The 24,643-nt window shown below is 73.6% G+C and carries 19 protein-coding genes and 1 rRNA gene; 16 read left to right on the plus strand and 4 right to left on the minus strand.

From position 1 onward, the window contains the following. The first annotated feature begins 78 nt into the window (after positions 1-78). From pheS to AC4MBH_RS22290, 4 genes are read left to right on the plus strand one after another with little or no spacing between them, the layout of a single operon-like run. Positions 79-1,185, plus strand: coding sequence for a phenylalanine--tRNA ligase subunit alpha (gene pheS / locus AC4MBH_RS22275; RefSeq protein WP_491797598.1), 1,107 nt, complete (start codon positions 79-81; stop codon positions 1,183-1,185). Next, complete coding sequence (gene pheT / locus AC4MBH_RS22280; RefSeq protein WP_491797599.1) at positions 1,186-3,675, plus strand: phenylalanine--tRNA ligase subunit beta; 2,490 nt, start codon at positions 1,186-1,188, stop codon at positions 3,673-3,675. Next, positions 3,672-4,547: an aldo/keto reductase gene (locus tag AC4MBH_RS22285; protein WP_491797600.1), complete on the plus strand. Its 876-nt coding sequence runs from the start codon at positions 3,672-3,674 to the stop codon at positions 4,545-4,547. The genes pheT and AC4MBH_RS22285 overlap by 4 nt, the downstream gene beginning before the upstream one ends. A 3-nt stretch (positions 4,548-4,550) precedes the next feature. Continuing rightward, positions 4,551-7,658, plus strand: a complete 3,108-nt coding sequence (locus AC4MBH_RS22290) for an ATP-binding protein (protein ID WP_491797601.1) — start codon at positions 4,551-4,553, stop codon at positions 7,656-7,658. Here AC4MBH_RS22290 and AC4MBH_RS22295 read toward each other — a convergent pair. The 4 genes from AC4MBH_RS22295 to AC4MBH_RS22310 all read right to left on the minus strand — a co-directional run bounded on the left by AC4MBH_RS22295 (position 7,640) and on the right by AC4MBH_RS22310 (position 12,569). After that, positions 7,640-8,467 carry an ABC transporter permease gene (locus tag AC4MBH_RS22295; RefSeq protein WP_491797602.1) on the minus strand — a complete coding sequence of 276 codons (828 nt, stop codon included), beginning with the start codon at positions 8,465-8,467 and terminating at the stop codon, positions 7,640-7,642. The two genes, AC4MBH_RS22290 and AC4MBH_RS22295, sit on opposite strands and share 19 nt — an antisense overlap. Continuing rightward, on the minus strand, positions 8,464-9,462 hold the full coding sequence (locus AC4MBH_RS22300; RefSeq protein WP_491797603.1) for an ATP-binding cassette domain-containing protein: 999 nt from the start codon (positions 9,460-9,462) through the stop codon (positions 8,464-8,466). Before AC4MBH_RS22300 ends, AC4MBH_RS22295 begins: the two co-directional genes overlap by 4 nt. Before the next feature lie 372 nt (positions 9,463-9,834). Then, positions 9,835-11,568 carry an Ig-like domain-containing protein gene (locus AC4MBH_RS22305; RefSeq protein WP_491797604.1) on the minus strand — a complete coding sequence of 578 codons (1,734 nt, stop codon included), beginning with the start codon at positions 11,566-11,568 and terminating at the stop codon, positions 9,835-9,837. 170 nt (positions 11,569-11,738) lie between these two features. After that, positions 11,739-12,569: a maleylpyruvate isomerase family mycothiol-dependent enzyme gene (locus tag AC4MBH_RS22310; protein WP_491797605.1), complete on the minus strand. Its 831-nt coding sequence runs from the start codon at positions 12,567-12,569 to the stop codon at positions 11,739-11,741. 84 nt (positions 12,570-12,653) lie between these two features. Between AC4MBH_RS22310 and argC the strand changes: the two genes are divergently transcribed. From argC to AC4MBH_RS22370, 12 genes are all read left to right on the plus strand, one after another. Then, positions 12,654-13,724, plus strand: coding sequence for an N-acetyl-gamma-glutamyl-phosphate reductase (gene argC / locus AC4MBH_RS22315; protein ID WP_491797620.1), 1,071 nt, complete (start codon positions 12,654-12,656; stop codon positions 13,722-13,724). Then, a complete protein-coding gene (locus AC4MBH_RS22320; protein WP_491797606.1) occupies positions 13,721-14,107 on the plus strand; it encodes an ACT domain-containing protein in 387 nt (128 codons plus the stop codon). The genes argC and AC4MBH_RS22320 overlap by 4 nt, the downstream gene beginning before the upstream one ends. Before the next feature lie 19 nt (positions 14,108-14,126). Next, on the plus strand, positions 14,127-15,278 hold the full coding sequence (gene argJ, locus AC4MBH_RS22325) for a bifunctional glutamate N-acetyltransferase/amino-acid acetyltransferase ArgJ (RefSeq protein ID WP_491797607.1): 1,152 nt from the start codon (positions 14,127-14,129) through the stop codon (positions 15,276-15,278). Beyond that, positions 15,275-16,234, plus strand: a complete 960-nt coding sequence (argB, locus tag AC4MBH_RS22330; protein ID WP_491797608.1) for an acetylglutamate kinase — start codon at positions 15,275-15,277, stop codon at positions 16,232-16,234. Before argJ ends, argB begins: the two co-directional genes overlap by 4 nt. Further along, the gene (locus tag AC4MBH_RS22335; RefSeq protein WP_491797609.1) at positions 16,227-17,417 is read left to right on the plus strand and encodes an acetylornithine transaminase; all 1,191 of its coding nucleotides are present in this window, start codon (positions 16,227-16,229) and stop codon (positions 17,415-17,417) included. The genes argB and AC4MBH_RS22335 overlap by 8 nt, the downstream gene beginning before the upstream one ends. 2 nt (positions 17,418-17,419) lie before the next feature. After that, on the plus strand, positions 17,420-18,343 hold the full coding sequence (argF, locus tag AC4MBH_RS22340) for an ornithine carbamoyltransferase (RefSeq protein WP_491797621.1): 924 nt from the start codon (positions 17,420-17,422) through the stop codon (positions 18,341-18,343). Then, positions 18,340-18,864, plus strand: a complete 525-nt coding sequence (locus AC4MBH_RS22345) for an arginine repressor (protein WP_491797610.1) — start codon at positions 18,340-18,342, stop codon at positions 18,862-18,864. The genes argF and AC4MBH_RS22345 overlap by 4 nt, the downstream gene beginning before the upstream one ends. After that, a complete protein-coding gene (gene argG / locus AC4MBH_RS22350; protein WP_491797611.1) occupies positions 18,864-20,303 on the plus strand; it encodes an argininosuccinate synthase in 1,440 nt (479 codons plus the stop codon). The genes AC4MBH_RS22345 and argG overlap by 1 nt, the downstream gene beginning before the upstream one ends. Next, positions 20,303-21,223: an NUDIX domain-containing protein gene (locus tag AC4MBH_RS22355; protein WP_491797612.1), complete on the plus strand. Its 921-nt coding sequence runs from the start codon at positions 20,303-20,305 to the stop codon at positions 21,221-21,223. The genes argG and AC4MBH_RS22355 overlap by 1 nt, the downstream gene beginning before the upstream one ends. Before the next feature lie 17 nt (positions 21,224-21,240). After that, complete coding sequence (argH, locus tag AC4MBH_RS22360; RefSeq protein ID WP_491797622.1) at positions 21,241-22,635, plus strand: argininosuccinate lyase; 1,395 nt, start codon at positions 21,241-21,243, stop codon at positions 22,633-22,635. After that, positions 22,619-23,209: a DNA-3-methyladenine glycosylase gene (locus AC4MBH_RS22365; RefSeq protein ID WP_491797613.1), complete on the plus strand. Its 591-nt coding sequence runs from the start codon at positions 22,619-22,621 to the stop codon at positions 23,207-23,209. The genes argH and AC4MBH_RS22365 overlap by 17 nt, the downstream gene beginning before the upstream one ends. A gap of 346 nt (positions 23,210-23,555) precedes the next feature. Next, positions 23,556-24,643, plus strand: a 16S ribosomal RNA gene (locus tag AC4MBH_RS22370); the annotation flags it as partial.

Raw genomic sequence — 24,643 nt, forward strand, 5'->3', positions numbered from 1 at the left:
CGGTCGCGGCTCGACCTGACCCTGGGGATCCGGAACCTCACGAGCTCGGTCCCGGTGCCGGTACCTAGACTCCTCGACGTGTCCGGACCCAACACCGACTACGACCCCGTGGAGGTCGACGCCTTGAAGCCCGACGAGGTCGAGGCCGCTCGCGACGCCGCGCTCGCCGCCATCGCAGCCGCCGCCGACCTCGACGCGCTCAAGCAGGTGCGCATCGACCACACCGGCGACAAGTCGGCGCTCGCGCTGGCCAACCGCGAGATCGGTGCGCTGCCGCCCCAGGCCCGCAAGGACGCCGGCCGGCGGGTCGGGCAGGCGCGCGGCGCGGTGGGCAAGGCGCTGGCCGAGCGCCAGACCGTGCTCGAGGCCGAGCACGAGGAGCGGATGCTGGCCGAGGAGACCGTCGACGTCACGCTCCCCACCGACCGGGTGCCCGCCGGCGCCCGGCACCCGCTGACGACCGGCTCCGAGCTGATCGCCGACATCTTCGTCGCGATGGGCTGGGAGGTCGCCGAGGGGCCGGTGATCGAGGCCGAGTGGCTCAACTTCGACGCCCTCAACCTCGGGCCCGACCACCCCGCCCGCACCATGCAGGACACCTTCTGGACCGACCCCGGCAGCGACGCGATGGTGCTGCGCACCCACACCTCCCCGGTCCAGGCGCGCACCATGCTCACCCGCACGCCCCCGATCTACGTCGTCTGCCCGGGCCGCGTCTTCCGGACCGACGAGTACGACGCCACCCACAGCCCGGTCTTCCACCAGGTCGAGGGCCTGGCCATCGACGAGGGCATCACCATGGCCCACCTCAAGGGCACCCTCGACCACTTCGCCGGCTCCATGTTCGGCGAGGGCATCACGACCCGGTTCCGGCCGTCGTACTTCCCCTTCACCGAGCCCAGCGCCGAGGTCGACCTGGTCTGCTTCGTGTGCCGCGGTGCCGGTCAGGTCGACGGCCAGGAGTGCCGCACCTGCCGTGGCGAGGGCTGGATCGAGTGGGGCGGCTGCGGCGTCGTCAACCCGCGGGTGCTGCGCGCCTGCGGTGTCGACAGCGAGCGCTACAGCGGCTTCGCCTTCGGCATGGGCATCGACCGCACCCTGATGTTCCGCCACGGCATCGAGGACCTGCGCGACCTCTTCGAGGGCGACGTCCGCTTCACCACCGCGTTCGGAAGTGAGCTCTAGATGAAGGCCCCCGTCTCCTGGATCCGGGAGTACGTCGCCCTGCCCGACGACGTCACCACCGAGCAGCTCGCGGCGCGGCTCACCGCGCTCGGGCTCAAGCTCGAGGCGATCGAGCGGCCCGCCGACCAGATCACCGGCCCGCTCGTCGTCGGCAAGGTGCTGAGCCGGGAGCCCGAGCCGCAGAAGAACGGCAAGACCATCAACTGGTGCCAGGTCGACGTCGGCGACGCCAACGGCACCGGCGAGCCCCAGGGCATCGTCTGCGGGGCCCACAACTTCGACGCCGGCGACCTGGTCGTCGTCGTGCTGCCGGGCGGCGTGCTGCCGGGCGGCTTCGCGATCAGCGCGCGCAAGACCTACGGCCACGTCTCGGCCGGCATGATCTGCTCGGCCGCCGAGCTCGGTCTCAGCGCCGACGGCGAGGGCATCATCGTGCTGCCCGCCGACGCCGGACGCCCGGGCGACGACGCGTTCGCCGTGCTCGGGCTCGACGACGACGTCATCGAGTTCGAGATCAACCCCGACCGCGCCTACGCGCTCAGCCTGCGCGGCGTGGCTCGCGAGGCTGCGCTGGCCTACGCCGCCGAGGGGGCGACGTTCACCGACCCGGCCGAGCGCGACGTCCCGGCTGCCGGCGCCGACGGCTACCCGGTCGAGCTGCACGACACCGACGGCTGCCCGCTGTTCGTCGCCCGGCTCGTCGAGGGCTTCGACCCCGCCGCGCCGACGCCCGACTGGATGGCGCGGCGGCTCACCCAGGCCGGGATGCGCCCGATCTCGCTGGCCGTCGACGTCACCAACTACGTGATGCTCGAGATCGGCCGCCCGATCCACGGCTACGACGCCGACAAGCTCACCGGCCCGATCGGCGTACGACGGGCGCGCGCGGGGGAGCGGCTGACCACCCTCGACGGCACCGACCGCGCGCTGTCCGAGGAGGACCTCGTCGTCGTCGACGGGTCCGGCATCATCGGCCTCGGCGGGGTGATGGGTGGCGAGCCCACCGAGATCTCCGCGTCCACGACGCGGGTGCTGGTCGAGGCGGCCCACTGGGACGCCACCTCGATGTTCCGCACCGGCAAGCGCCACAAGATCGGCTCCGAGGCCGGCAAGCGCAACGAGCGCGGCGTCGACCCGACCGTCACCGAGGCGGCCGCCGACCGGGTCGTCGAGCTGCTCACGACCTACGGCGGCGGCAGCGCCTCGCCCGGCGTGACCGTCGCCGGCGCCCCGCCCGAGGCGGCCCCGATCGCGATGCCCCTCGACCTGCCCGCCCGGATCAGCGGCATCCCGATCGCCGGGGAGACCACGGTCGCCCACCTCGAGGCCGTCGGTTGCCGGGTGGTCGTCGACGGCGACGCGCTCACCGCGACCCCGCCGCCGTGGCGGCCCGACCTCACCGACCCCTACGACCTCGTCGAGGAGGTCGCGCGCGTCGTGGGCTACGACCAGGTGCCCTCGGTGCTCCCGGCCCCCGGCGCCGGTCGCGGGCTGACCCGCTCGCAGCGGCTGCGCCGCCGGGTCGGGCGCACCCTCGCCGGCGCCGGCTGCGTGGAGGTGATCAGCTTCCCGTTCGTCGGCGACGCCGCGCTCGACCAGCTCGGGCTGCCCGCCGACGACGCCCGTCGCCACACGGTGCGGCTGGCCAACCCCCTGTCGTCCGAGGAGCCCGGCTACACCACCACCCTGCTCCCGGGGCTGGTCAGGGCCGCGGCGCGCAACCTCGGACGCGGCGCCCCCGGCGTCGCGCTGTTCGAGACCGGGACGGTCGCCTTCCCGGCCGACCGTGGTCCCGCGCCGATCTACGGCGTCGACTGGCGACCTTCGCCCGACGAGCTGACCAAGCTGCTCGACACGCTGCCGCGGCAGCCGCTGCACCTCGCCGTCGTCCTGGCGGGCGAGCGCGAGCGGGCCGGCTGGTGGGGCGCCGGCCGCGAGACCGCCTGGTCCGACGCCGTCGCGCTGGTCCGCCGGCTCGCCTCCGAGCTCGGCGTCGTCGTCGAGGTGCGGGCCGCGACGTACGCCCCGTGGCACCCCGGCCGCTGCGCCGAGGTCCTGGTCGGCGGGTCGTCGATCGGCCACGCCGGCGAGCTGCACCCCACGGTGTGCCGGTCGACCGGGCTCCCGGCCCGCAGCGCGGCGGTCGAGATCGACCTCGACGCCCTGCTGGCCGCGGTGCCCGAGGTGGTCGGGGGACCGGCCTTCTCGTCCTACCCGCTGGCCAAGGAGGACGTCGCCCTACTCGTCGACGCCTCGGTCAGCGTCGCCGAGGTCGAGGCCGCCCTGCGTGCCGGGGCCGGCGACCTGCTCGAGTCGATCCGGCTCTTCGACGTCTACACCGGCCAGCAGGTCGGTGCCGGGCAGCGGTCGCTGGCCTTCGCCCTGCGCTTCCGCGCCCCCGACCGCACGCTCACCGAGGAGGAGACGTCCGCCGCCCGGGACGCCGCGGTCGCGGTCGCGGCCGAGCGCCACGGCGCGGTGCAGCGGTGACCGGCTCGGGCGCCGGCCGCTGCGCCCTCGGCGACCTGGACGTCGACCGGCTCGGGTTCGGTGCGATGCGGCTGACCGGGTCGCGCCCGTTCGACATGGGTGCGCCGAGCGGCCGCGACACCTCGATCGCGATGCTGCGCCGAGCGGTCGAGGCCGGCGTCGACCACATCGACACCGCCGCCTTCTACTTCTCCCGGACCCGGTCGGCCAACGAGCTGATCAACAGCGCGCTGGCGCCCTACCCCGACGACCTGGTGGTCGTCACCAAGGTCGGACCCCACCGCGGCATCGACGGCTCGTGGGCCGGCGCACCCGGGCCGGGCGACCTGCGCGCCCAGGTGGAGGAGAACCTGCGCCAGCTCGGCCGCGACCACCTCGACGTCGTCAACTACCGCACCTACGGTCCAGGCCCGGTCGCCGAGCACGTCGGCGCCCTGCACGACCTGGTCGCCGAGGGGCTGGTCCGCCACGTCGGTGTGTCCAACGTGACCGTCGCGCAGCTCGACGAGGCGCTCGCGGTGGGGCCGGTCGTCTGCGTCCAGAACCGCTACTCCCTCGACTCCGACCACGGTCACGACGTCCTGGAGCGCTGCGGGGCGCTCGGCATCGCCTTCGTGCCGTTCTTCGCCATCGCCGGGCCCGGCCGCGAGGCGGGGCACGACGCGTCGAACGGGCAGGACGACGTCGTCGCCGAGGTGGCGGCCGAGGTCGGCGCCAGCGCCGCGCAGGTGCGCATCGCCTACACGCTGCACCAGGGCGAGCACGTGCTGGCGATCCCGGGCACCAGCAGTCCCGAGCACCTCGAGGACAACCTCGGCGCCGGCCGCGTGCGGCTGAGCGACGACCAGCTCGGCCGGCTCCGCGGGCGCTGAGCGGTGCTCCGGCTGCTCGACGGGGTCTCCTACCTCGGCCGCGCCGTGACCGGTGCGCGCAGCCACGCCCTCCTCGCGACCCTGGCAGCCGCCCCGGGCCGGCCCGTGGCCGAGGCCGTCCTGGTCGAGGGCGTCTGGGGCGTCGACGACGTGCCGGCCAACCCGGCCAAGGCGCTGCAGGTCGTGGTGTCGCGGACCCGCGGCCAGACCGCGCCCGAGGTGGTGGTGCACGGGTACGGCGGCTACCGGCTCGGGGTCGTGGGCGACGACGTCGACGCCTCCGCGCTGGTCGGCCTGGTCCGCGAGGCGGTGCGTGCCGAGGCACGCGGCGACACGCACGGCGCGCGCGACCACGCCCGCGCCGCCCTCGCCGTCCCGGTCGCCGCGGCCGGCGACGCAGCCCCGGCCGTGGAGCACCTCCGCCGTGCCGCGCGGTCGGGGCTCGAGACCGCCTCGGCCGTCCTCGGGCGGGCGCTGGTCGCGCTCGGCGACCACGCCGAGGCGCTGCCGCTCCTGCTCGCGGCCGACCACACCGACGAGCCCACCGTGGCCGCCCTGCTCCACGCCGAGGCCACCGTGCACGGCGCGCCCGCGGCGCTGCAGCGCTACCAGCAGCACCGCGAGCACCTGCGCGACACGCTCGGCGTCGACCCCGGCCCGGTGCTGCAGTCGCTGCACGCCGCCCTGCTGGCCGCCGACAACCCCGTCCGCACCGGGGTGCGCTACGACGCGTCGTCGCTGGTGGGTCGCGCCGACGACGTACGCCGCCTCCAGGCGCTGGTGCGCGAGTCGCGGGTCACCTCGATCCTCGGGCCCGGTGGGCTCGGCAAGACCCGGCTGGCGCACGTGCTGGCCCGCGAGGCCGAGCAGCCCGTCGTCCACTTCGTCGAGCTCGCCGGCGTCGCCTCGCCCGACGACGTCGTGGGCGAGATCGGCTCGGCGCTGGGGGTGCGCGACTCGGTGAGCGGACGACGCGTGCTGACGCCCGAGCAGCGCGCCGACGTCCGTGGCCGGATCGCCCAGCACCTCGACCAGGCCCCCACCCTGCTCGTCCTCGACAACTGCGAGCACGTGGTCGAGGCCGTCGCCGACCTGGTCGCCACCCTGGTCGCCACCACCCGCACGCTGCGGGTCGTGACCACCACTCGCGCACCGCTGGCCATCGCCGCCGAGCGCGTCCTCGCCCTGGGCCAGCTCGACGAGGACGCCGCGGTCGAGCTCTTCCGCCAGCGCGCCGAGGCCGCCCGGCCCGGCGTCCGTCTCGACGACGACGTCGTGCGCCGCGTGGTCACCCGGCTCGACGGGCTGCCGCTGGCCATCGAGCTGGCCGCGGCCAAGGTGCGGGCGATGTCGGTGGCCGACGTCGACCGGCGCCTCGACGACCGGTTCGCGCTGCTGCGCGGTCAGGACCGCGGCGTGCCCGACCGGCACCGCACGCTGGAGGCGGTGATCGACTGGTCGTGGAACCTGCTCGGCGACGGCGACCAACGAGTCCTGCGGTGGCTGTCGGTCTTCCACGACGGCTTCGCGCTCGAGGGCGCCGAGGCGCTGGTGGGCGCCAGGGCGCTCGCAGCGGTCGAGTCCCTCGTCGGGCAGAGCCTGCTGACGGTCCGCGACGACGGCGACCGGCTGCGCTACCGGATGCTCGAGACCGTGCGCGAGCTCGGCCGGCAGCGGCTGACGGCGGCCGGCGAGCACGACGCCGCCCGTGCCGCGCTGCGCTCGTGGGCCGTCGACCTCGCCGACCGCGCGACGGCCGCCCTCAACAGCCGCGACCAGGTCGCGGTGGTGCGGGGCGTGGCGGTCGAGGAGAACAACCTCGGCGACGTGCTCCGCGAGGCGCTCGGCAGCGACGACCCCGAGACCACGGTGCGTCTGCTCGCCGCGCTCGGCGGCTGCTGGACCATCCGCGGCGAGCACGCCCGGGTGATCGCACTGATCGCGGCCGTCGAGGAGGTCCTCGACGGGTGGGACCCGCCCGCCGGCGTCGTCGAGGTGGCGACCCAGGCCGCCGGCATCGTGGTGATGAACACCTCGGTCGTCGAGATGGTCCCCCCGGTGCACGCCCAGGCCCTGCTCGACCGGCACGGCCCCCGGTCGTCCGACGCGGGCACACGGGCGCTGAGCCGGATGGTCGTGGCGATGGAGAGCGGCGACCCCTCGTTCCCGCTCTCCCTGGCCGACGACCCCGACCGCCACCTCGCGATGCTGGCCCTGCAGTGGGCCAGCCACGCGCTCGAGAACGCCGGCGACCTCGAGGGCGCCGCGGCCGCCTCCCAGCGTGGGCTCGGGCTGTGGCGCGAGGACGACGGCGTCTGGTACCAGGCGCTGCAGCACACCCAGCTCGCCGGGCTCTACACCCAGCTCGGGCGCATCGCCGAGGCCCTCCCGCACGCCGACGCCGGCATCGCCGTGCTCGACGCGCTCGAGGCCGACGACGACGCCGTCCAGCTGCGCGCGGTGCTCGCCTTCGCCGCCATCGCCGACGGACGCCTCGACGAGGCCGAGCGCCTCCTGGAGGAGATGACGGCCCGTCCCAGCACCGGGCTGTGGGGCGGCACGATCGTGACGGCCTCGACGCAGGCCGAGCTGGCCCTGGCCCGCGGCGACGCCGTCCGCGGTCTGGCGATCTACGACGAGGCCGTCATCCGGGTCCGCTCGATGCGGTTCCCGGGGATGGCGCTCGACGAGGGCTACGAGCCGTGGACCCTGTTCTGCGAGAGCTCCGCCACGGCCGCCCACGCGCGCTACGGCGTGGCGCCGTCCGGCGAGCACCTGCAGCGGGAGCTCGCGGCCAAGGTCACCCACGCGCTCGACCCCGACCGGGCCCGCCTCGACCTCCCGGTCGTCGGCTGCGTCGTGTTCGCGCTCGGCACCTGGGCCCTGCTCCGCGAGCGGGCCCTCGACGACGCCGTGGCCCTGCTCGCCCTCGCCGACCGGCTCGCCTACAACCGCTACGCGCCGTCGATGGGGTGGGACCCGGTCGCCGCGGCCGCCGACGCGGCCGCTCCCGGGGCGCTCGACCGCGCCATCGCGGCGTACGACGGACGCCACGGCGCGGGCGTCGCCGACGACGCCCGCGCCCTGATCGCTCACATCTTCCGGGAGTAGCTCCGCACCGCCAGCGGCGCGAAGACCGCGACGACGACCGCGCAGCCCAGCAGGGCCCAGCCCACCTCGGCGGTGACCTGGCCGTCGTTCATCAGGTCGCGGACCGCGGAGACCACGTGGCTGACCGGGTTGACCTCCACGAACGCCTCCAGCCAGCCGGGGAGCGTGTCGACCGGCACGTAGGCGTTGGACAGGAAGGTCAGCGGGAACATGATCATCATCGAGATGCCCTGCACGCTCTGCGCCGACCGGGCGATCGTGCCGAGCCAGGTGAAGATCCAGGCCAGCGACCAGCCGGCCACGACGGTGAGCAGGATCCCGGCGAGGGTGCCGACGAAGCCGCCCCCGGGGCGGAAGCCCATCGCGAAGCCGGTCGCGACGGTGAGCACGGCCGCGGTCGTGTAGCGCAGGAGGTCGGCGACCATCGGTCCGGCGAGCGGGGCGATCCGGGCGACCGGCAGCGACTTGAACCGGTCGAAGACCCCCTTGTCCATGTCCTCGCGCAGCTGCACGCCGGTCGCCATGCAGGCGGTGAGCGCGGTCTGGGCGAGCACGCCGGGGATGATGATCGGCAGGTAGCTGGCGACGTCGCCGGAGACCGCCCCGCCGAAGATGTAGGCGAACATCGCCGTGAACAGCAGCGGCTGGATGGTGACGTCGAAGAACTGCTCGGGGTTGCGGCGCATCTTCTTGGTGGCCCGCCAGGCCATCGCCAGGGTCTGGCTGACGGTGTCGCGCAGCAACACCCGGGGGACCAGGTCGCGCGCCTCGGCGGGCACGACGGGACGGGACTCGAGCAGCGTCGTCATGACGCCTCCTTCACGTGGGTGTCGGGGTTTGCGTCGTCGGTGCCGTGGCCGGTGAGGGCCAGGAACACCTCGTCGAGGGTCGGCTTGGCGACGTTGACCGAGGCGATCGAGAGCCCGGTCTCGCGCAGCGCGATGAGCACGTCGGCCGCCCGGTCGGCGTCGGGCAGCGGCACGTGCAGGCCGCCCGACTCGGGGGTGAGCAGCGGCTCCTCGCCGAGGAGGCGCCGGACGACGTCGGCGGCGTCGGCGGTGCGCTCGCGGTCGTGCAGTCGCAGCTGCAGGGTCGAGCTGCCGACCGACGACTTGAGCTCGTCGGGGGTGCCCTCGGCCACCGTGCGGCCGTGGTCGATGACCGCGACCCGCCCGGCCAGCTGGTCGGCCTCGTCGAGGTACTGGGTGGTCAGCAGGACCGTGCAGCCGTCGGCGACCAGGCCGCGGATGGTGTCCCACATCTGGCCCCGGGTGCGTGGGTCGAGGCCCGTGGTCGGCTCGTCGAGGAAGATCAGCGGTGGCCGGGTGATCAGGCTCGCGGCCAGGTCGAGGCGGCGTCGCATGCCGCCGGAGAACTGCGAGATCGGCCGGTCGGCCGCGTCTCCGAGGTCGAAGCTCGCCAGCAGCTCCTCCGCGGTCGCCCGCGACCGCCGCGAGCCCAGGCCCTGGAGCCGGCCGAAGAGCCAGAGGTTCTCGCGGGCGGTGAGGTTCTCGTCGACCGAGGCGTACTGCCCGGTCACGCCCACGAGCTGGCGCACCTCGTGGGCACGGGTGGCGACGTCGACGCCGAACAGCTCGGCGCGGCCGCCGTCGATCGGGAGCAGGGTGGCGAGCATCCGCAGCATCGTGGTCTTGCCGGCCCCGTTGGGGCCGAGCACGCCGAAGACCTCGCCGCGGCGCACCGCGAGGTCGATGCCGTCGACGGCGCGGAAGGCGCCGAAGGACCTGACCAGACCGGTGGCGTGGACGGCGAGGTCGCCGTCCGGGACAGGGAGTGAGTTCATGTCCCGGAGCCTGGGGCGCGGCGGTTTCACCCCGCCCTCACCGCGGTTTCACCAGCGCCGGGGAGGACCCTCAGTCGAGCGGCGGGTCGAGCGCCGCGCACAGCGCGGCCGGCGGGCGTGAAGGTCGCCCACGGCGGCGGCGTGCCGCCGTACATCACCTCGAGGAGCTCGGCCACGCCGTCGGCGGCGAGCGCCGGGTCGAGCGGCGTCACCAGGTCGGCGGTCTGCTCGGCGTCGAGCCGGTGTATCAGTGCCTCGTGGGCCTGAGCACCTCGAGGACAACCTCGGCGCCGGCCGCGTGCGGCTGAGCGACGAGCAGCTCGGGCGGCTCAGCACCGCTGGGTTCGCCAGGCTCCCCTCGCGTGCGCGACGTCACCGCCGGGGACGCACCGTGTAGCGCCCGGTCGTGGTCGACCGGTTGCCGGCCCGGTCGAGCGCGGTGCCGGTCCACGTCACGACGGTCGACCTGCCGACCTTGCGCTGCTTGGTGGTGACCTGGCACGACGCGACGCCGGAGAAGGTGTCGGTGGCCTTGCAGGTCAGCTTGCGCTTGGTGGGGTACGTCGCGCCCTTGCGGGCGCCGCCCACGGTCACCCGGGGGCGCGTCCGGTCGATGCTGACGGCGACGGTCGCCGTGGCGGTGCCCCCCTGGTCGTCAGCGACGGTGCCGGTCACGACCTGGTTGCGCCCGCTGGCGGAACGGAGCGTGCTCGCCGGGCACGGCTCGGCGAGGCGCGAGCCGGTGCAGGCGAACGTCACGGTGACGGGCGTCCGGAACCAGCCGCCGCGGCTCGGCTGCGCGCTGCTGACCGCTGCGGTGATGCCGGGTGCCTCGTAGGCGACGGTGTCGATGAATGTCTCACCGACCGGGCTGACGGTGATGCCCGCGACGGTCGCGCGGACGGAGGCGGTCCCGACGGTCGTCGAGCCGCGGAGCACGGCCGTGTAGGTGCCGTCGCCCTCGTCGGTCACCGCCCCGAAGGTCTGGTTGGGGTCGGTGCTGGTCATCGTCACGCGGAGCCCGGTCAGCGTCTGCCCGCCGGCCGTCCTGGGCGTGGCGGTGACGACGGTCGTGGCCATCCCGCTCGCAGGCAGGGCATCGTCCGCGGGCACGACCTCGACCGTGGTGACCGGACCGACGTCGTAGGTGATCACCACGTGCGCCGGGAGGCTGCGCTCGGCGAGCGTCAGCGTGCCACCGTCGGGCACCAGGCTCGACCCGCCGCCCCCCGCGGCGCCGTAGAAGCGGTTGTCGCCGCCACCGCCACCGCCGTAGAGGCCGCCGCCCCCGCCGCCGGCGCCGCGGTACTCGGCCGGCCCGGTCGGGCTGGGCTGGAAGTCGGGGCCGGTGCGCCCACCCCCGACGCCGCCGACGCCCGCCGTACCGTCGCCGCCCTCCGAGATCCGGTCGCCCTCGTCGCCGGCCGCTCCGCCGGCACCGCCGGACGTCGTCGTGCCGGCCGCGCCGCCCGCCACGGGGCCGCGGATGCCGTCGAAGCCCGCGCCGTCGGCTCCGGCGTCGCCGCCGGCGAACGCGTCGTCCTGCGTGAAGCCGGCCCCACCCCCGCCGGCGGCGACAACCAGGCGCGAGCCGAGCGTGTCGCAGCCGGTGGCGTCTGGAGTGCAGGCGCGGACGTCGGTGGCCCCGCCGCCGCCGGCTCCCACGATGCTCGCCGCGCCCCCCGCGCCGCCGCCGTTCCAGGCGACAGCACTGGCGTCGCCATCGTTGTTGCCACCCCGACCGCCGACGTTGACGCTGAGCACGGCTCCGGGCAGCACATCGAGGACCGCGTCCACCCGGGCGCCGCGCCCGCCGAGACCGGTCTTCGTCGGGTCGAAGTCAGCGGTGGCGTCGCCGCCGGCGGCTCCCACCGCGCTGACCTGCAGCGAGGTGACGCCTGCCGGTACCGTGAACGAGTCCGGGTGGCCGACCGAGTCGAACACGGTCGTGACGAGGTGCGGTCCGTCGGCGGGCACGTACGCCGGCTCGTCGGCCCGGGCGCTCGAGGCCCAGCCGGAGACCACCAGCACCGGTGCCACCGGCACCAGCACGAGGGCGGCGCGCAGGGCACGCGTGGACGGGCGACGGGGTGGGGAGAAGGGCACGGGGGACTCCGGTGCTCGACGGAATGGGGCCTCGAAGGCTAGGTGGACGACCCGCCCGCTGTCCGACGATCGGTCGGATTGCCGCTGGCCCCTGGCCCCCTTGCCACTGGCTCGTGGCAGCGGCAGGGGGGAGTGCGGCCAGCGGCTTCGGCGACGAGGTCTCGGGCCGCTCAGTCCAGCGGCGGGCCGAGCGCCGCCACCAGCTCGTCGTACGCCGTCCGGTCACCGGAGACCTCGATGCCGTCGGCGGCGCGGCGCTTCCACCAGGCCGCGTCGAGGTCGGCTGCGGTGCCGCTGACCACGGCCGCCGGTGGCGTCCCCGGGTCTTCGACGACGAGCAGGTGGGGGCCGTCGTGGTGGTGCCCGGACTCGGGGTCGGTGCCGCGCAGGGTCCCGGGACGCACCCACCACGACGTGCCGACGTCGGTGAGGTCGACCCGCACGACCCCGGTGCCGTCGGGGTCGGCGGGCGTGAAGGTCGCCCAGGGCGGAGGCGTGCCGCCGTACATGACGTCGAGGAGCTCGGCCACGCCGTCGGCGGCGAGCGCCGGGTCGAGCGGCGTCACCAGGTCGGCGCCGGCGGTCTGCTCGGCGTCGAGCCGGTGGATCAGCGCCTCATGCGCCTGGCGGCGCAGCGTGAAGCCCACGGTCAGGCCGCCGGGCACGTGGTCGGCCCACGACCACGCCGGCTCGGCGGGGTCCAGCCCGGTGAGGACGTCGACCAGCCCGGCGGCCACCGCGGCACACAGGTCGAGCAGCCCGGCGTAGGAGTCGGGCCGCGCTGGACGTCCGGACTCCTCCGGCGGACCGACGGGCCGCTCGGCCATCGCCCGCGTCCAGAACCACTGCACCCCGGTCAGGTGCCAGACCAGGTCGGCGGCGTCCCAGTCGGGACACGCCGGCACCCTGGCGCCGGGGTCGCAGCCCGCCAGGACGTCACGGAAGCGCGCGGACTCCCGGTCGAGGTGGGCGAGGTAGGTCGCGGCGTCGAGACGGGTCACGGCGCCACGCTAGGACGGCACGGGGACGGGCCGCGTCCCGATTCCCACCCCGGTCTGTATGAAGATTCCGTGGCGTGTATGGTCATGCACATGACGACGTCGTCTCCGACCCGCCCACGGGTAGCGGTCGCCGGGGCCAGTGGCTACGCCGGTGGCGAGGTGCTCCGCCTGCTCCTGGGCCACCCCGCCGTCGAGATCGGTGCGCTCACCGCGGGGTCCAACGCGGGGGAGCGGCTCGGTTCGCTGCAGCCCCACCTGGTGCCGCTGGCCGACCGGGTCCTCGAGCCCACCGACCTGAGCACGCTCTCCGGCCACGACGTGGTCGTGCTGGCCCTGCCGCACGGGCAGTCGGGGGCGCTCGCCGCGTCGCTGGGCGACGACGTGGTCGTCATCGACTGCGGCGCCGACTTCCGGCTCGGCGACGCCGGCGCTTGGGCGTCGTTCTACGGCGGCGACCACGCCGGCACCTGGCCCTACGGCCTGCCCGAGCTGCCCACGGCGTCCGGTCGCCAGCGCGACGCGCTCCGCGGCGCCCGCCGGGTCGCCGTACCCGGCTGCTACCCGACGGTCTCGACGCTCACCCTCGCCCCCGCCGTGGCGGCCGGCCTGGTCGAGCCCGACCTCGTCGTCGTGGCCGCGTCCGGCACCAGCGGCGCCGGCAAGGCCGCCAAGCCCCACCTGCTCGGCAGCGAGGTGATGGGCAACGCCAGCGCCTACGGCGTCGGCGGCGTCCACCGGCACACCCCCGAGATCGTGCAGAACCTCGGTCCGCTCGTCGGTGACGCCGGTGACCTGCGGGTCAGCTTCACCCCGCTCCTGGTCCCGATGTCGCGCGGCATCCTGGCCACCTGCTCGGCCCCGCTGGCCGGCTCGGTCAGCGCCGAGGACGCCCACGCCGTCTACGCCGAGCTGTACGCCGACGAGCCGTTCGTGCACGTCCTCCCACCGGGCCAGTGGCCCCAGACCCAGGCCGTGCTGGGCTCCAACGCCGTGCACGTGCAGGTCACCGTCGACGAGGCCGCGCAGCGGCTGGTCGCCGTCGGGGCCGTCGACAACCTCGCCAAGGGCACGGCCGGCGCCGCCGTCCAGTGCCTCAACCTCGCCCTCGGTCTCGACGAGACCCTCGGCCTGACCTCCGTAGGGATCGCCCCGTGAGTGCCCTCCAGCAGTACCCCGAGAAGATCGCCGTGCTCCGCCTCGCCGCCGGCGCCGACATCCCCGAGTGGGCCGAGTCGTCGTCGCTGTTCTCGATCACGGCCACCGCCGCCGAGACCTCGCTGGTCTGCGCCGGCCGCTCGGTGCCCACCAAGGTGCCCGGCGACCGTGGCCTGATCGGCTTCACCCTGGTCGACGAGGCCCCCTCGGCCGGCGTGCTGGTCGACCTGATCGCGCCCCTGGCCGAGGAGGAGGTCAGCGTGCACACGCTCACCACGCCCACCACCGTCTGGGTGCTGGTGCCGTCGACCGACGTCGAGCGCGCGACCGAGGCCTGGCGACGACGGGGGCACACCGTCGAGCCCGCCCCCGTGTCCGCCTGACCACCCCGCAAGGATCCCCATGAGCGTCACCACCCCAGCCGGCTTCACCGCCGCCGGGGTCGCCGCCGGACTGAAGTCGTCCGGCGCCCCCGACCTCGCCCTCGTCGTCAACGACGGCCCCACCTCCGACTCCGCGTCGGTGTTCACCGCCAACCGCTGCCAGGCCAACCCGGTGCTGTGGAGCCGCGAGGTCGTCAAGGACGGCGTCGTGCGCGCCGTCGTCCTCAACTCCGGCGGCGCCAACTGCTACACCGGGCCCGAGGGCTTCCAGACCACGCACGCCGTCGCCGAGCGGGTCGCCGAGCGCCTCGGCATCGGGGCCTTCGACGTCGTCGTCTGCTCCACCGGGCTGATCGGTCTGACCAACTCCCGCGAGGCGCTGCTCGCCGGCGTCGACGCCGTGCACGCCGGGCTCAGCGCCGACGGCGGCGACGCCGCGGCCCACGCGATCATGACCACCGACTCCGTCAGCAAGCAGGCCGTCGTCGAGGGTGCCGGCTGGAGCATCGGCGGGATGGCCAAGGGCGCGGGCATGCTGGCGCCGGCGCTGGCCACCATGCTCGTGGTCATCACCACCGACGCCGTCGTCCCCGCCGCTGACCTCGACCAGGCGCTGCGGGCCGCGACCCGCGTCAGCTTCGACCGGCTCGACTCCGACGGGTGCATGTCGACCAACGACACGGTCACGGTGATGGCGAGCGGGGCCAGCGGCATCACGCCGTCGCTGCCCGACTTCACCGACGCCCTCACCCAGCTGTGCACCGACCTGGCCATGCAGCTGCTGCGCGACGCCGAGGGCGCCGACCACGACATCGCCATCACCACCCTCGGCGCGGCCAGCGAGGACGACGCCGTCGAGGTCGGCCGCAGCGTCGCCCGCAGCAACCTGTTCAAGGCCGCGGTCTTCGGCAAGGACCCCAACTGGGGTCGCGTCCTCGCCTCGATCGGCACCACCTCGGCCGCCTTCGACCCCGCCGACCTCGACGTCGCCATCAACGGCGTGTGGGTCTGCCGCAGCTCCACGCCCGACGAGGACCCCACCCTCGTCGACCTCGAGCCGCGCGAGGTCACCGTGACCATCGACCTCAAGTCGGGCACCGACCGCGCCACGGTCTGGACCAACGACCTCACTCACGCTTACGTCCACGAGAACAGCGCCTACTCCTCATGAACGCACCCGAGACGTCCCGGCTGCCCCACGTGCAGCACGACCCCAGCAAGCCCGACCCGGCCGAGGCCCGCACCCTCGCGGGCGCCCTGCCGTGGCTCAAGCGCTACCACGGCAAGGTCGTGGTGGTGAAGTACGGCGGCAACGCCATGACCGACGACCACCTCAAGCGCGCCTTCGCCGAGGACGTCGTCTTCCTCCGGCTGGCCGGCTTCAAGCCGGTGATCGTCCACGGCGGCGGCCCGCAGATCTCCGCGATGCTCGACCAGCTCGGCATCGAGTCGGAGTTCCGCGGTGGCCTCCGGGTCACCACGCCGGAGGCCATGGAGGTCGTCCGCATGGTGCTGGTCGGCAAGGTGCAGCGCGAGCTGGTCGGGCTGATCAACGACCACGGCCCGCTCGCCGTCGGGCTGTCGGGGGAGGACGCCGGTCTGTTCACCGCCACCCAGACCAACACCGTCGTCGACGGCGAGGAGGTCGACCTCGGCCTGGTCGGCGAGGTGACCCAGGTGCGGCCCGAGGCGGTGCTCGACATCATCGAGGCCGGCCGGATCCCGGTCGTGTCCAGCGTCGCGCCCGACGCCGACGGCCTGGTCCACAACGTCAACGCCGACTCCGCCGCCGCCTCGCTAGCGCTGGCGCTCGGTGCCGAGAAGCTGCTCGTGCTCACCGACGTGGAGGGGCTCTTCCTCGACTGGCCGAGCAGCGAGGACGTCATCGGCGAGATCAGCCCCGAGGCGCTCGAGGAGATCCTGCCCGACCTTGCGAGCGGCATGGTCCCCAAGATGAAGGCCTGCCTGCAGGCCGTCCAGGGCGGCGTCCCGCGGGCCACCGTCGTCGACGGCCGCGAGCCGCACGCCGTCCTGCTCGAGCTGTTCACCCAGGAGGGCGTCGGCACCCAGGTGCTGCCCGGTGTGGAGACCAAGACCAGGAAGGCCCGGGTCGCCGACCATGACTGACACCGCCGACAGCACCTGGCAGGCGCGCTACGCCGCGTCGCTGATGAACACCTTCGGCCCGCCGAGGCTGACGCTGGTGCGCGGCCGGGGCGCCCACGTCTGGGACGCCGACGGCCGCGAGTACGTCGACCTCCTCGGCGGCATCGCCGTCAACGCCCTGGGCCACGCCCACCCCGCGCTGGTCGCCGCCGTCACCGAGCAGCTGTCGACGCTCGGCCACATCTCCAACTTCTTCGCCAGCGAGCCGCAGGTCACCCTCGCCGAGCGGCTCCTCGCGCTCCTCGACCACGGGCCCGGCAAGGTCTTCCTGACCAACTCCGGCACCGAGGCCGTCGAGGCGGCGTTCAAGCTCACCCGGCGTACCGGCCGCACCCACGTCGTCGTCGCCGAGGGCGGGTTCCACGGCCGCACGATGGGCGCCCTCGCGCTGACGTCCAAGGAGGCCTACCGCGCGCCGTTCGAGCCGCTGCCCGGCCACGTCACCTTCGTGCCGTACGGCGACGCCACCGCGCTGGCCGCGGCGGTCACCGACGAGACCGCGGCCGTGCTGCTCGAGCCGATCCAGGGCGAGGCCGGCGTCGTCGTACCCCCCGAGGGCTACCTGGCCGACGCGCGGCGGATCGCCACCGAGCACGGCGCCCTGCTGTGGCTCGACGAGATCCAGACCGGCATGGGCCGCACCGGCCGCTGGTTCGAGCACCACCGCAGCGGCGTCGTCCCCGACGTCGTCACGGTGGCCAAGGGCCTGGGAGGCGGGTTCCCGATCGGCGCCTGCCTGGCCCTCGGCGCCGCCGGCGAGCTGCTCCAGCCCGGCAACCACGGCACCACCTTCGGCGGCAACCCGGTCGCCTGCGCCGCGGCGCTCGCGGTGATCGGCACGATCGAGACCGACGGGCTGCTCGAGCACGTCACGGTGCTCGGGCAGAAGCTCCGCGACGGGCTGGCCGCCGACCCGCGGGTCACCGAGGTGCGGGGCGAGGGACTGCTGGTCGGGCTCGACCTCGCCGCCGAGTCCTCCGCCGACGTCGCCGCCGCCGCGCTCGCCGCGGGGTTCATCGTCAACAACCCGACACCGCGGCGCATCCGCCTCGCGCCGCCGCTGGTGCTGACGCCCGACGACGTCGACGCGTTCCTCGCCGCCTGGCCGCAGGTGCTCGACGCCGCCATGGGAGCCCCGTCGTGACCCTGCGCCACTTCCTCCGCGACGACGACGTGACCCCGGCCGAGCAGGCGCGCCTGCTCGACCTGGCCGCCGAGCTCAAGGCGTCGCCGTACTCGCAGCGTCCGCTCGAGGGGCCGCGCTCGGTGGCGATGATCTTCGACAAGCCGACCCTGCGCACCCAGGTCTCCTTCGGCGCCGGCATCGCCGAGCTCGGCGGCAACCCGATGCTGGTCGAGGGCCGCCTGGCCGGCATCGGGGTGCGCGAGTCGGTCGAGGACGTCGCCCGCGTGCTGGGCCGGCAGGTCTCGGCCGTGGTGTGGCGCACGTTCTTCCAGGCCGACCTCGACACCATGGCCGCCCACGCCGGCGTCCCGGTCGTCAACGCGCTCACCGACGACTTCCACCCCTGCCAGCTCGTCGCCGACCTGCTCACGGTCCGCGAGCACAAGGGCGGGCTCGCCGGGCTGACGGTGGCGTTCGTCGGCGACGGCGCGTGCAACATGGGCAGCTCGTGGCTGCTGGCCGGCACCACCGCCGGCATGCACGTCCGCGTCGCCGCACCACCCGACTACCTCCCCTCGGCCGCCATGCTGCAGCGCGCCACCGACATCGCCGCCGAGACCGGCGGCTCGGCCACCGCCCACGACGAGCCCGAGAAGGCCGTGGCCGGCGCCGACGTGGTGGTCACCGACACCTGGATCTCGATGGGCAAGGAGGCCGAGGAGGCCGACCGGGAGCAGGTGTTCGCGCCGTACTCGCTGACGTCCGGGCTGATGTCGCTGGCCGGCCCCGATGCGATCGCCCTGCACTGCCTGCCGGCCTACCGCGGCAAGGAGATCGCCGCCGAGGTGATCGACGGACCCCGGAGCGTGGTGTGGGACGAGGCCGAGAACCGCCGGCACGCCCAGAAGGCCGTCCTGGCGTTCCTGCTCGAGGCGTCGGCGTGACCACCGTGTCCCGGGCCCCGGTGACCAAGAACGCCCGCCACCAGCGCATCGTCGACCTGGTCACCCACCACGAGGTGCACTCCCAGTCCGAGCTCGCCGGGCTGCTGGCCGACGAGGGGCTCAGCGTCACCCAGGCCACGCTCTCGCGCGACCTGGTCGAGCTCGACGCGCTCAAGGTCCGCTCCGCCTCCGGCGCCCTCGTGTACGCCGTGCCCGGCGAGGGCGGCGACCGCCGGCCCAAGTCGGGCGAGACGGCGTCCTCGGCCCGGCGCCTGTCCCGGCTGTGCGGCGAGCTGCTCGTCACCGCCGAGGCCACCGGCAACCTCGTCGTCCTGCGCACCCCACCGGGCGCGGCGCAGTACCTCGCCTCCGCCTTCGACCGCGCCGAGCTGCCCGACGTCCTCGGCACCATCGCCGGCGACGACACCCTCCTCGTCATCGGCCGCGACCCGAGCGGGGGAGCGGCGCTCGCCGAGCGCTTCCTCACCCTCGCCAACGCCCACGAACCCAAGGAATCCTGATGTCCAAGGTCCTCACCTCCCTCCCCGTCGGCGAGCGCGTCGGCATCGCCTTCTCCGGCGGCCTCGACACCTCCGTCGCGGTCGCCTGGATGCGCGCCAAGGGCGCCGTGCCGTGCACCTACACCGCCGACATCGGCCAGTACGACGAGCCCGACATCGCCGGGGTGCCCGACCGCGCCGTGCAGTACGGCGCCGAGATCGCCCGCCACGTCGACTGCAAGCCCCAGCTGGTCGAGGAGGGCCTCGCCGCGATGGCCTGCGGCGCCTTCCACATCCGCTCCGGCGGGCGCACCTACTTCAACACCACCCCGCTCGGCCGCGCCGTCACCGGCACCCTGCTGGTCCGCGCCATGCACGAGGACGGCGTCGACATCTGGGGCGACGGCTCGACGTTCAAGGGCAACGACATCGAGCGCTTCTACCGCTACGGCCTGCTCGCCAACCCCGAGCTGCGCATCTACAAGCCGTGGCTCGACGCCGACTTCGTCCACGAGCTCGGTGGACGGGCGGAGATGAGCCAGTGGCTCGTCGCGCAGGGCCTGCCCTACCGCGACAGCCAGGAGAAGGCCTACTCCACCGACGCCAACATCTGGGGCGCCACCCACGAGGCCAAGACCCTCGAGCACCTCGACGTCTCGCTCGAGACCGTCGAGCCGATCATGGGCGTGAAGTTCTGGGACCCCGCCGTGGCGATCGAGACCGAGGACGTGACCATCGCCTTCCAGGCGGGCCGGCCGGTCTCCATCGACGGCAAGACCTACGACGGCGCCGAGGGAGCGGTCGAGCTGGTGCACCAGGCCAACGTGATCGGCGGTCGCCACGGCCTCGGCATGAGCGACCAGATCGAGAACCGCATCATCGAGGCCAAGTCGCGCGGCATCTACGAGGCCCCCGGCATGGCGCTGCTGTGGATCGCCTACGAGCGGCTGCTCAACGCCATCCACAACGAGGACACCATCGCGCTCTACCACTCCGAGGGGCGCCGCCTCGGCCGGCTGCTCTACGAGGGCCGGTGGCTCGACCCGCAGGCGCTGATGCTGCGCGAGTCGATCCAGCGCTGGATCGCCTCGCTCGTCACCGGTGAGGTCACCCTGCGGCTGCGTCGCGGGGAGGACTACTCGGTGCTGCGCACCGACGGCCCGTCGTTCTCCTACCACCCCGACAAGCTGTCGATGGAGCGCACCGAGAGCGCGGCGTTCGGTCCGACCGACCGGATCGGCCAGCTCACCATGCGCAACCTCGACATCGCCGACTCGCGCGCCAAGCTCGAGCTCTACGCCGACCAGCCCTTCGAGCAGGGCCAGGTGCTCGTCGAGCACGGCACCCTGTACGGCGAGCTGCCCGCCGGCGGCGCCGACCGGATCCGCGCCAACCCGGCCGCCGGGACCACCGACGACGAGGCCCTCGACGCGGCCGCCATGGAGTTCGGCACCGACTGATGGCGGCCGGAGGACGCGCGTCCGCACGGGTGCTCGCCGTCAACCGCCACGACGAGGTGCTGCTGCTCGTCGTGCGCGCGGCCGACGGCCGCCCCGGGCTGCTGAGCCCCGGGGGCGGCATCGAGCCGGGCGAGGGCGTCCGCGAGGCGGCGTCACGCGAGCTGCGCGAGGAGACGGGCATCGACGTCCCACCCGCCGACCTGCAGGGACCCCTCCACGACGGCCCGACCAGCTGGACCGACCACCAGGGCCGGCGGCACCCCGTGCACGCGACGTTCTTCGCCGTCGCGGTGGACGACCCCGTCGTCGACTTCGCCGGCCACACCGAGGCCGAGGTCGGGTTCATCCGCGGCCACGAGTGGGTCACCCCCGCGGCGCTCGCCGGCGACCCCCGGGTCCGCAGCCCGCTGCTGCCGGTGCTCGCGGCCCGGGCGGTCGCCGACGTCCGCAGGGCGACGCCACCGGCCGAGCGGGTGACCGCACGGGTGCTGCCGGTGGCGGGCGGGAGGGTGCTGATGCTGCAGGACCAGGACCCCGCCGTCCCCGGCCTCCTGCGGTGGGGCACGGTCGGGGGCGCCGTCGACCCGGGCGAGACGCTCCCCGACGCCGCCGTCCGGGAGACCTTCGAGGAGACCGGGATCCGGGTGGACCCGGACGACCTGGTCGGACCGGTGCACGTCGCGGTCCGTGAGTACACCTACGACGGGGCCGGGTACGTCGGGCACTCCACCTTCTACGCGCTGCCGCTCGCGGCCGACGTCGAGGTGACGTTCGCGCACCTCGAGCCCGACGAGGCCGGCAACGTCGTGGCCCACCGGTGGTGGACGCCGGAGGAGCTCGCCGCCGACGGGACAGCCGTCGACCCGGACCTGCCTGACATCATGCGAGCCGCGATCGTCGCGGTGGAGGGAGAACGGTGAGCACGACCAACGAGGGCATGCTGTGGGGCGGCCGGTTCGCCGACGGTCCCTCGCCCGAGCTCGAGGCGCTCTCGCGCTCCACCCACTTCGACTGGCGGCTCGCGCTCTACGACATCGCCGGCTCGCACGCCCACGCCAAGGCGCTGGGCGCCGCGGGCTACCTCACGCCCGAGGACGAGGCGGAGATCCACCGCGGCCTCGACGTCCTCGCCGAGCAGTACTCCTCCGGCGAGCTGCGTCCGGACCCGTCCGACGAGGACGTCCACGGCTCGCTGGAGCGCCTGCTGCTCGAGGAGGTCGGGGCCGACGTCGGCGGCCGCCTGCGGGCCGGCCGGAGCCGCAACGACCAGATCGCCACCCTGTTCCGGATGTACCTGCGCGACCACGTGCGCACTGTCGCCGGCTGCGTGCTCGACCTCGTCGACGTCCTCGTCGCCCAGGCCGCGGCCCACGGCGACGCGGTGATGCCGGGCCGCACCCACCTGCAGCACGCGCAACCCGTGCTGCTGGCCCACCACCTGCTGGCCCACGCCCACCCGCTGCTGCGCGACGTCGAGCGGTTCCTCGACTGGGACCGCCGGGTCGCCGGTGACTCGCCCTACGGCGCCGGCGCGCTCGCCGGGCAGACCCTCGGCCTCGACCCGACGCTGGTCGCGGCCGAGCTCGGCTTCACCGGGTCCTCGGCCAACTCCATCGACGGCACGTCGGCGCGCGACTTCGTCGCCGAGTTCGCCTTCGTCTGCGCCCAGGTCGGGGTCGACGTGAGCCGGATCGCCGAGGAGGTGATCCTGTGGTCGACCCGCGAGTTCGGCTTCGTGCGCCTGCACGACTCCTGGTCGACGGGGTCGAGCATCATGCCGCAGAAGAAGAACCCCGACATCGCCGAGCTGGCTCGCGGCAAGGCCGGCCGGCTCGTCGGCAACCTGACCGGGCTGCTGACCACGCTCAAGGCGCTGCCGCTGGCCTACAACCGCGACCTGCAGGAGGACAAGGAGCCGGTCTTCGACTCCGTCGACACCCTCGAGGTGCTGCTCCCGGCCTTCTCCGGCATGGTCGCGACCCTGGTCTTCGACACCGACCGGATGGCCGAGCTCGCCCCCCAGGGGTTCTCGCTGGCCACCGACGTCGCCGAGTGGCTGGTCCGCGAGGGCGTCGCGTTCCGGGTGGCCCACGAGGTCGCCGGCGCCTGCGTGCAGCGGTGCGAGGAGCTCGGGGTCGGGCTCGACGAGCTCACCGACGAGCAGTACGCCGACATCTCCCCGCACCTGCGCCCCGAGGTCCGCGACGTCCTCACCGTCGCCGGCTCCGTGGCCGCGCGCGACGGCCGCGGCGGTACGGCGCCCGTCCGGGTCGCGGAGCAGCTCGCCGAGGTCAGCGCCCTCGCGGCGTCGTACCGTGCCCGGCTGGGCTGAGCTCGCCGGTCCCGCCGAGCAGGTCGCGCCGCGGCTCCTCGGCGCGGTGCTGCGGCACGGGCCCGTCGCAGTGCGCCTGACCGAGGTCGAGGCCTACGCCGGGGAACGCGATCCGGGGTCGCACGCCTACCGGGGGCAGACCCGCCGCAACGCGGTGATGTTCGGTCCGGCCGGGCGCCTGTACTGCTACTTCACCTACGGCATGCACGTGTGCGCCAACGTGGTGGTGGGGGAGGAGGGCAGCTCCGCCGCCGTCCTGCTCCGCGCCGGTGAGGTCGTCGCCGGCCTCGACGTGGCCCGGGAGCGGCGACCCGGGGTCCGCGACCGCGACCTGGCCCGCGGCCCGGCCCGGCTGTGCCGCACCCTCGCGATCGCGCTCGACCACGACGGGACCGACCTCGCGCACGGCGAGGTGCGGCTCGAGCTGCAGCCCGCGCCCGGCGCCGTAAGCACCGGTCCGCGCACGGGCCTGCGGCTCGCACCCGACCGTCCGTGGCGCTTCTGGCTGGCCGGCGAGCCCACCGTCTCGGCCTACCGCCGGCACCCCAAGGCGGTGCCCGACCCCCCGAGTTGAACCCGGGGGCGGACGTGCCCTAGTGTTCCCTCTTGTCGCGGTGAGCGACTCCCACTCGGGGCCGAGAGGCCCGCACCAGGTGGCAGTCGCATGCCCGGCCCGGACTCAGACCGGAGTCGCTCGCTCGAGTTGACGAAGGTCGCAGCAGCCGGTAATGTTTCTGAGGTTGCCCCAGAGCCGGTCCGCACGGGCTAGGTGGGGGCATGCGTCTGATGTTTGAGAACTCAACAGTGTGTCATAGTCGACGAATTAGTTTGTTTTGCTCGTCTGTTTCTTTGGATGGGTATTGTTTTTTCGGCAATGATTCTGGCGATAGCTAGTTTCGTTTATTGTCGGGAGTGAATTTTCTACGGAGAGTTTGATCCTGGCTCAGGACGAACGCTGGCGGCGTGCTTAACACATGCAAGTCGAGCGGTAAGGCCTCTTCGGGGGTACACGAGCGGCGAACGGGTGAGTAACACGTGAGTAATCTGCCCTTCACTCTGGGATAAGCACTCGAAAGGGTGTCTAATACCGGATACGACACAGACCTGCATGGGTTCTGTGTGGAAACTTTTGTGGGTGGGGGATGTGCTCGCGGCCTATCAGCTTGTTGGTGGGGTAATGGCCTACCAAGGCTTCGACGGGTAGCCGGCCTGAGAGGGTGACCGGCCACACTGGGACTGAGACACGGCCCAGACTCCTACGGGAGGCAGCAGTGGGGAATATTGGACAATGGGCGGAAGCCTGATCCAGCAACGCCGCGTGAGGGATGACGGCCTTCGGGTTGTAAACCTCTTTCAGTATCGACGAAGCGCCCGTGTGGGTGGTGACGGTAGGTACAGAAGAAGCACCGGCCAACTACGTGCCAGCAGCCGCGGTAATACGTAGGGTGCGAGCGTTGTCCGGAATTATTGGGCGTAAAGGGCTCGTAGGCGGTTTGTCGCGTCGGGAGTGAAAACACTGGGCTTAACCGAGTGCTTGCTTCCGATACGGGCAGACTTGAGGCATTGAGGGGAGAACGGAATTCCTGGTGTAGCGGTGAAATGCGCAGATATCAGGAGGAACACCGGTGGCGAAGGCGGTTCTCTGGCAATGTTCTGACGCTGAGGAGCGAAAGTGTGGGGAGCGAACAGGATTAGATACCCTGGTAGTCCACACCGTAAACGTTGGGCGCTAGGTGTGGGGCCTATTCCATGGGTTCCGTGCCGCAGCTAACGCATTAAGCGCCCCGCCTGGGGAGTACGGCCGCAAGGCTAAAACTCAAAGGAATTGACGGGGGCCCGCACAAGCGGCGGAGCATGCGGATTAATTCGATGCAACGCGAAGAACCTTACCTGGGTTTGACATACACCCTGCCGCTCCAGAGATGGGGCTTCTTTTGGGGGTGTACAGGTGGTGCATGGCTGTCGTCAGCTCGTGTCGTGAGATGTTGGGTTAAGTCCCGCAACGAGC

The sequence above is a fragment of the Nocardioides sp. WJ219 genome (genome assembly GCF_058559815.1).

Excerpts from the sequence above, each read along its gene's own strand:
- AC4MBH_RS22295 (WP_491797602.1), bottom strand. The coding sequence starts at position 8,467 with ATGACGACGCTGCTCGAGTCCCGTCCCGTCGTGCCCGCCGAGGCGCGC.
- argH (WP_491797622.1), top strand. The coding sequence starts at position 21,241 with ATGCTGTGGGGCGGCCGGTTCGCCGACGGTCCCTCGCCCGAGCTCGAG.
- AC4MBH_RS22355 (WP_491797612.1), top strand. The coding sequence starts at position 20,303 with ATGGCGGCCGGAGGACGCGCGTCCGCACGGGTGCTCGCCGTCAACCGC.
- pheT (WP_491797599.1), top strand. The coding sequence starts at position 1,186 with ATGAAGGCCCCCGTCTCCTGGATCCGGGAGTACGTCGCCCTGCCCGAC.
- AC4MBH_RS22300 (WP_491797603.1), bottom strand. The coding sequence starts at position 9,462 with ATGAACTCACTCCCTGTCCCGGACGGCGACCTCGCCGTCCACGCCACC.
- argB (WP_491797608.1), top strand. The coding sequence starts at position 15,275 with ATGAACGCACCCGAGACGTCCCGGCTGCCCCACGTGCAGCACGACCCC.
- AC4MBH_RS22335 (WP_491797609.1), top strand. The coding sequence starts at position 16,227 with ATGACTGACACCGCCGACAGCACCTGGCAGGCGCGCTACGCCGCGTCG.
- argC (WP_491797620.1), top strand. The coding sequence starts at position 12,654 with ATGCACATGACGACGTCGTCTCCGACCCGCCCACGGGTAGCGGTCGCC.
- argG (WP_491797611.1), top strand. The coding sequence starts at position 18,864 with ATGTCCAAGGTCCTCACCTCCCTCCCCGTCGGCGAGCGCGTCGGCATC.
- argJ (WP_491797607.1), top strand. The coding sequence starts at position 14,127 with ATGAGCGTCACCACCCCAGCCGGCTTCACCGCCGCCGGGGTCGCCGCC.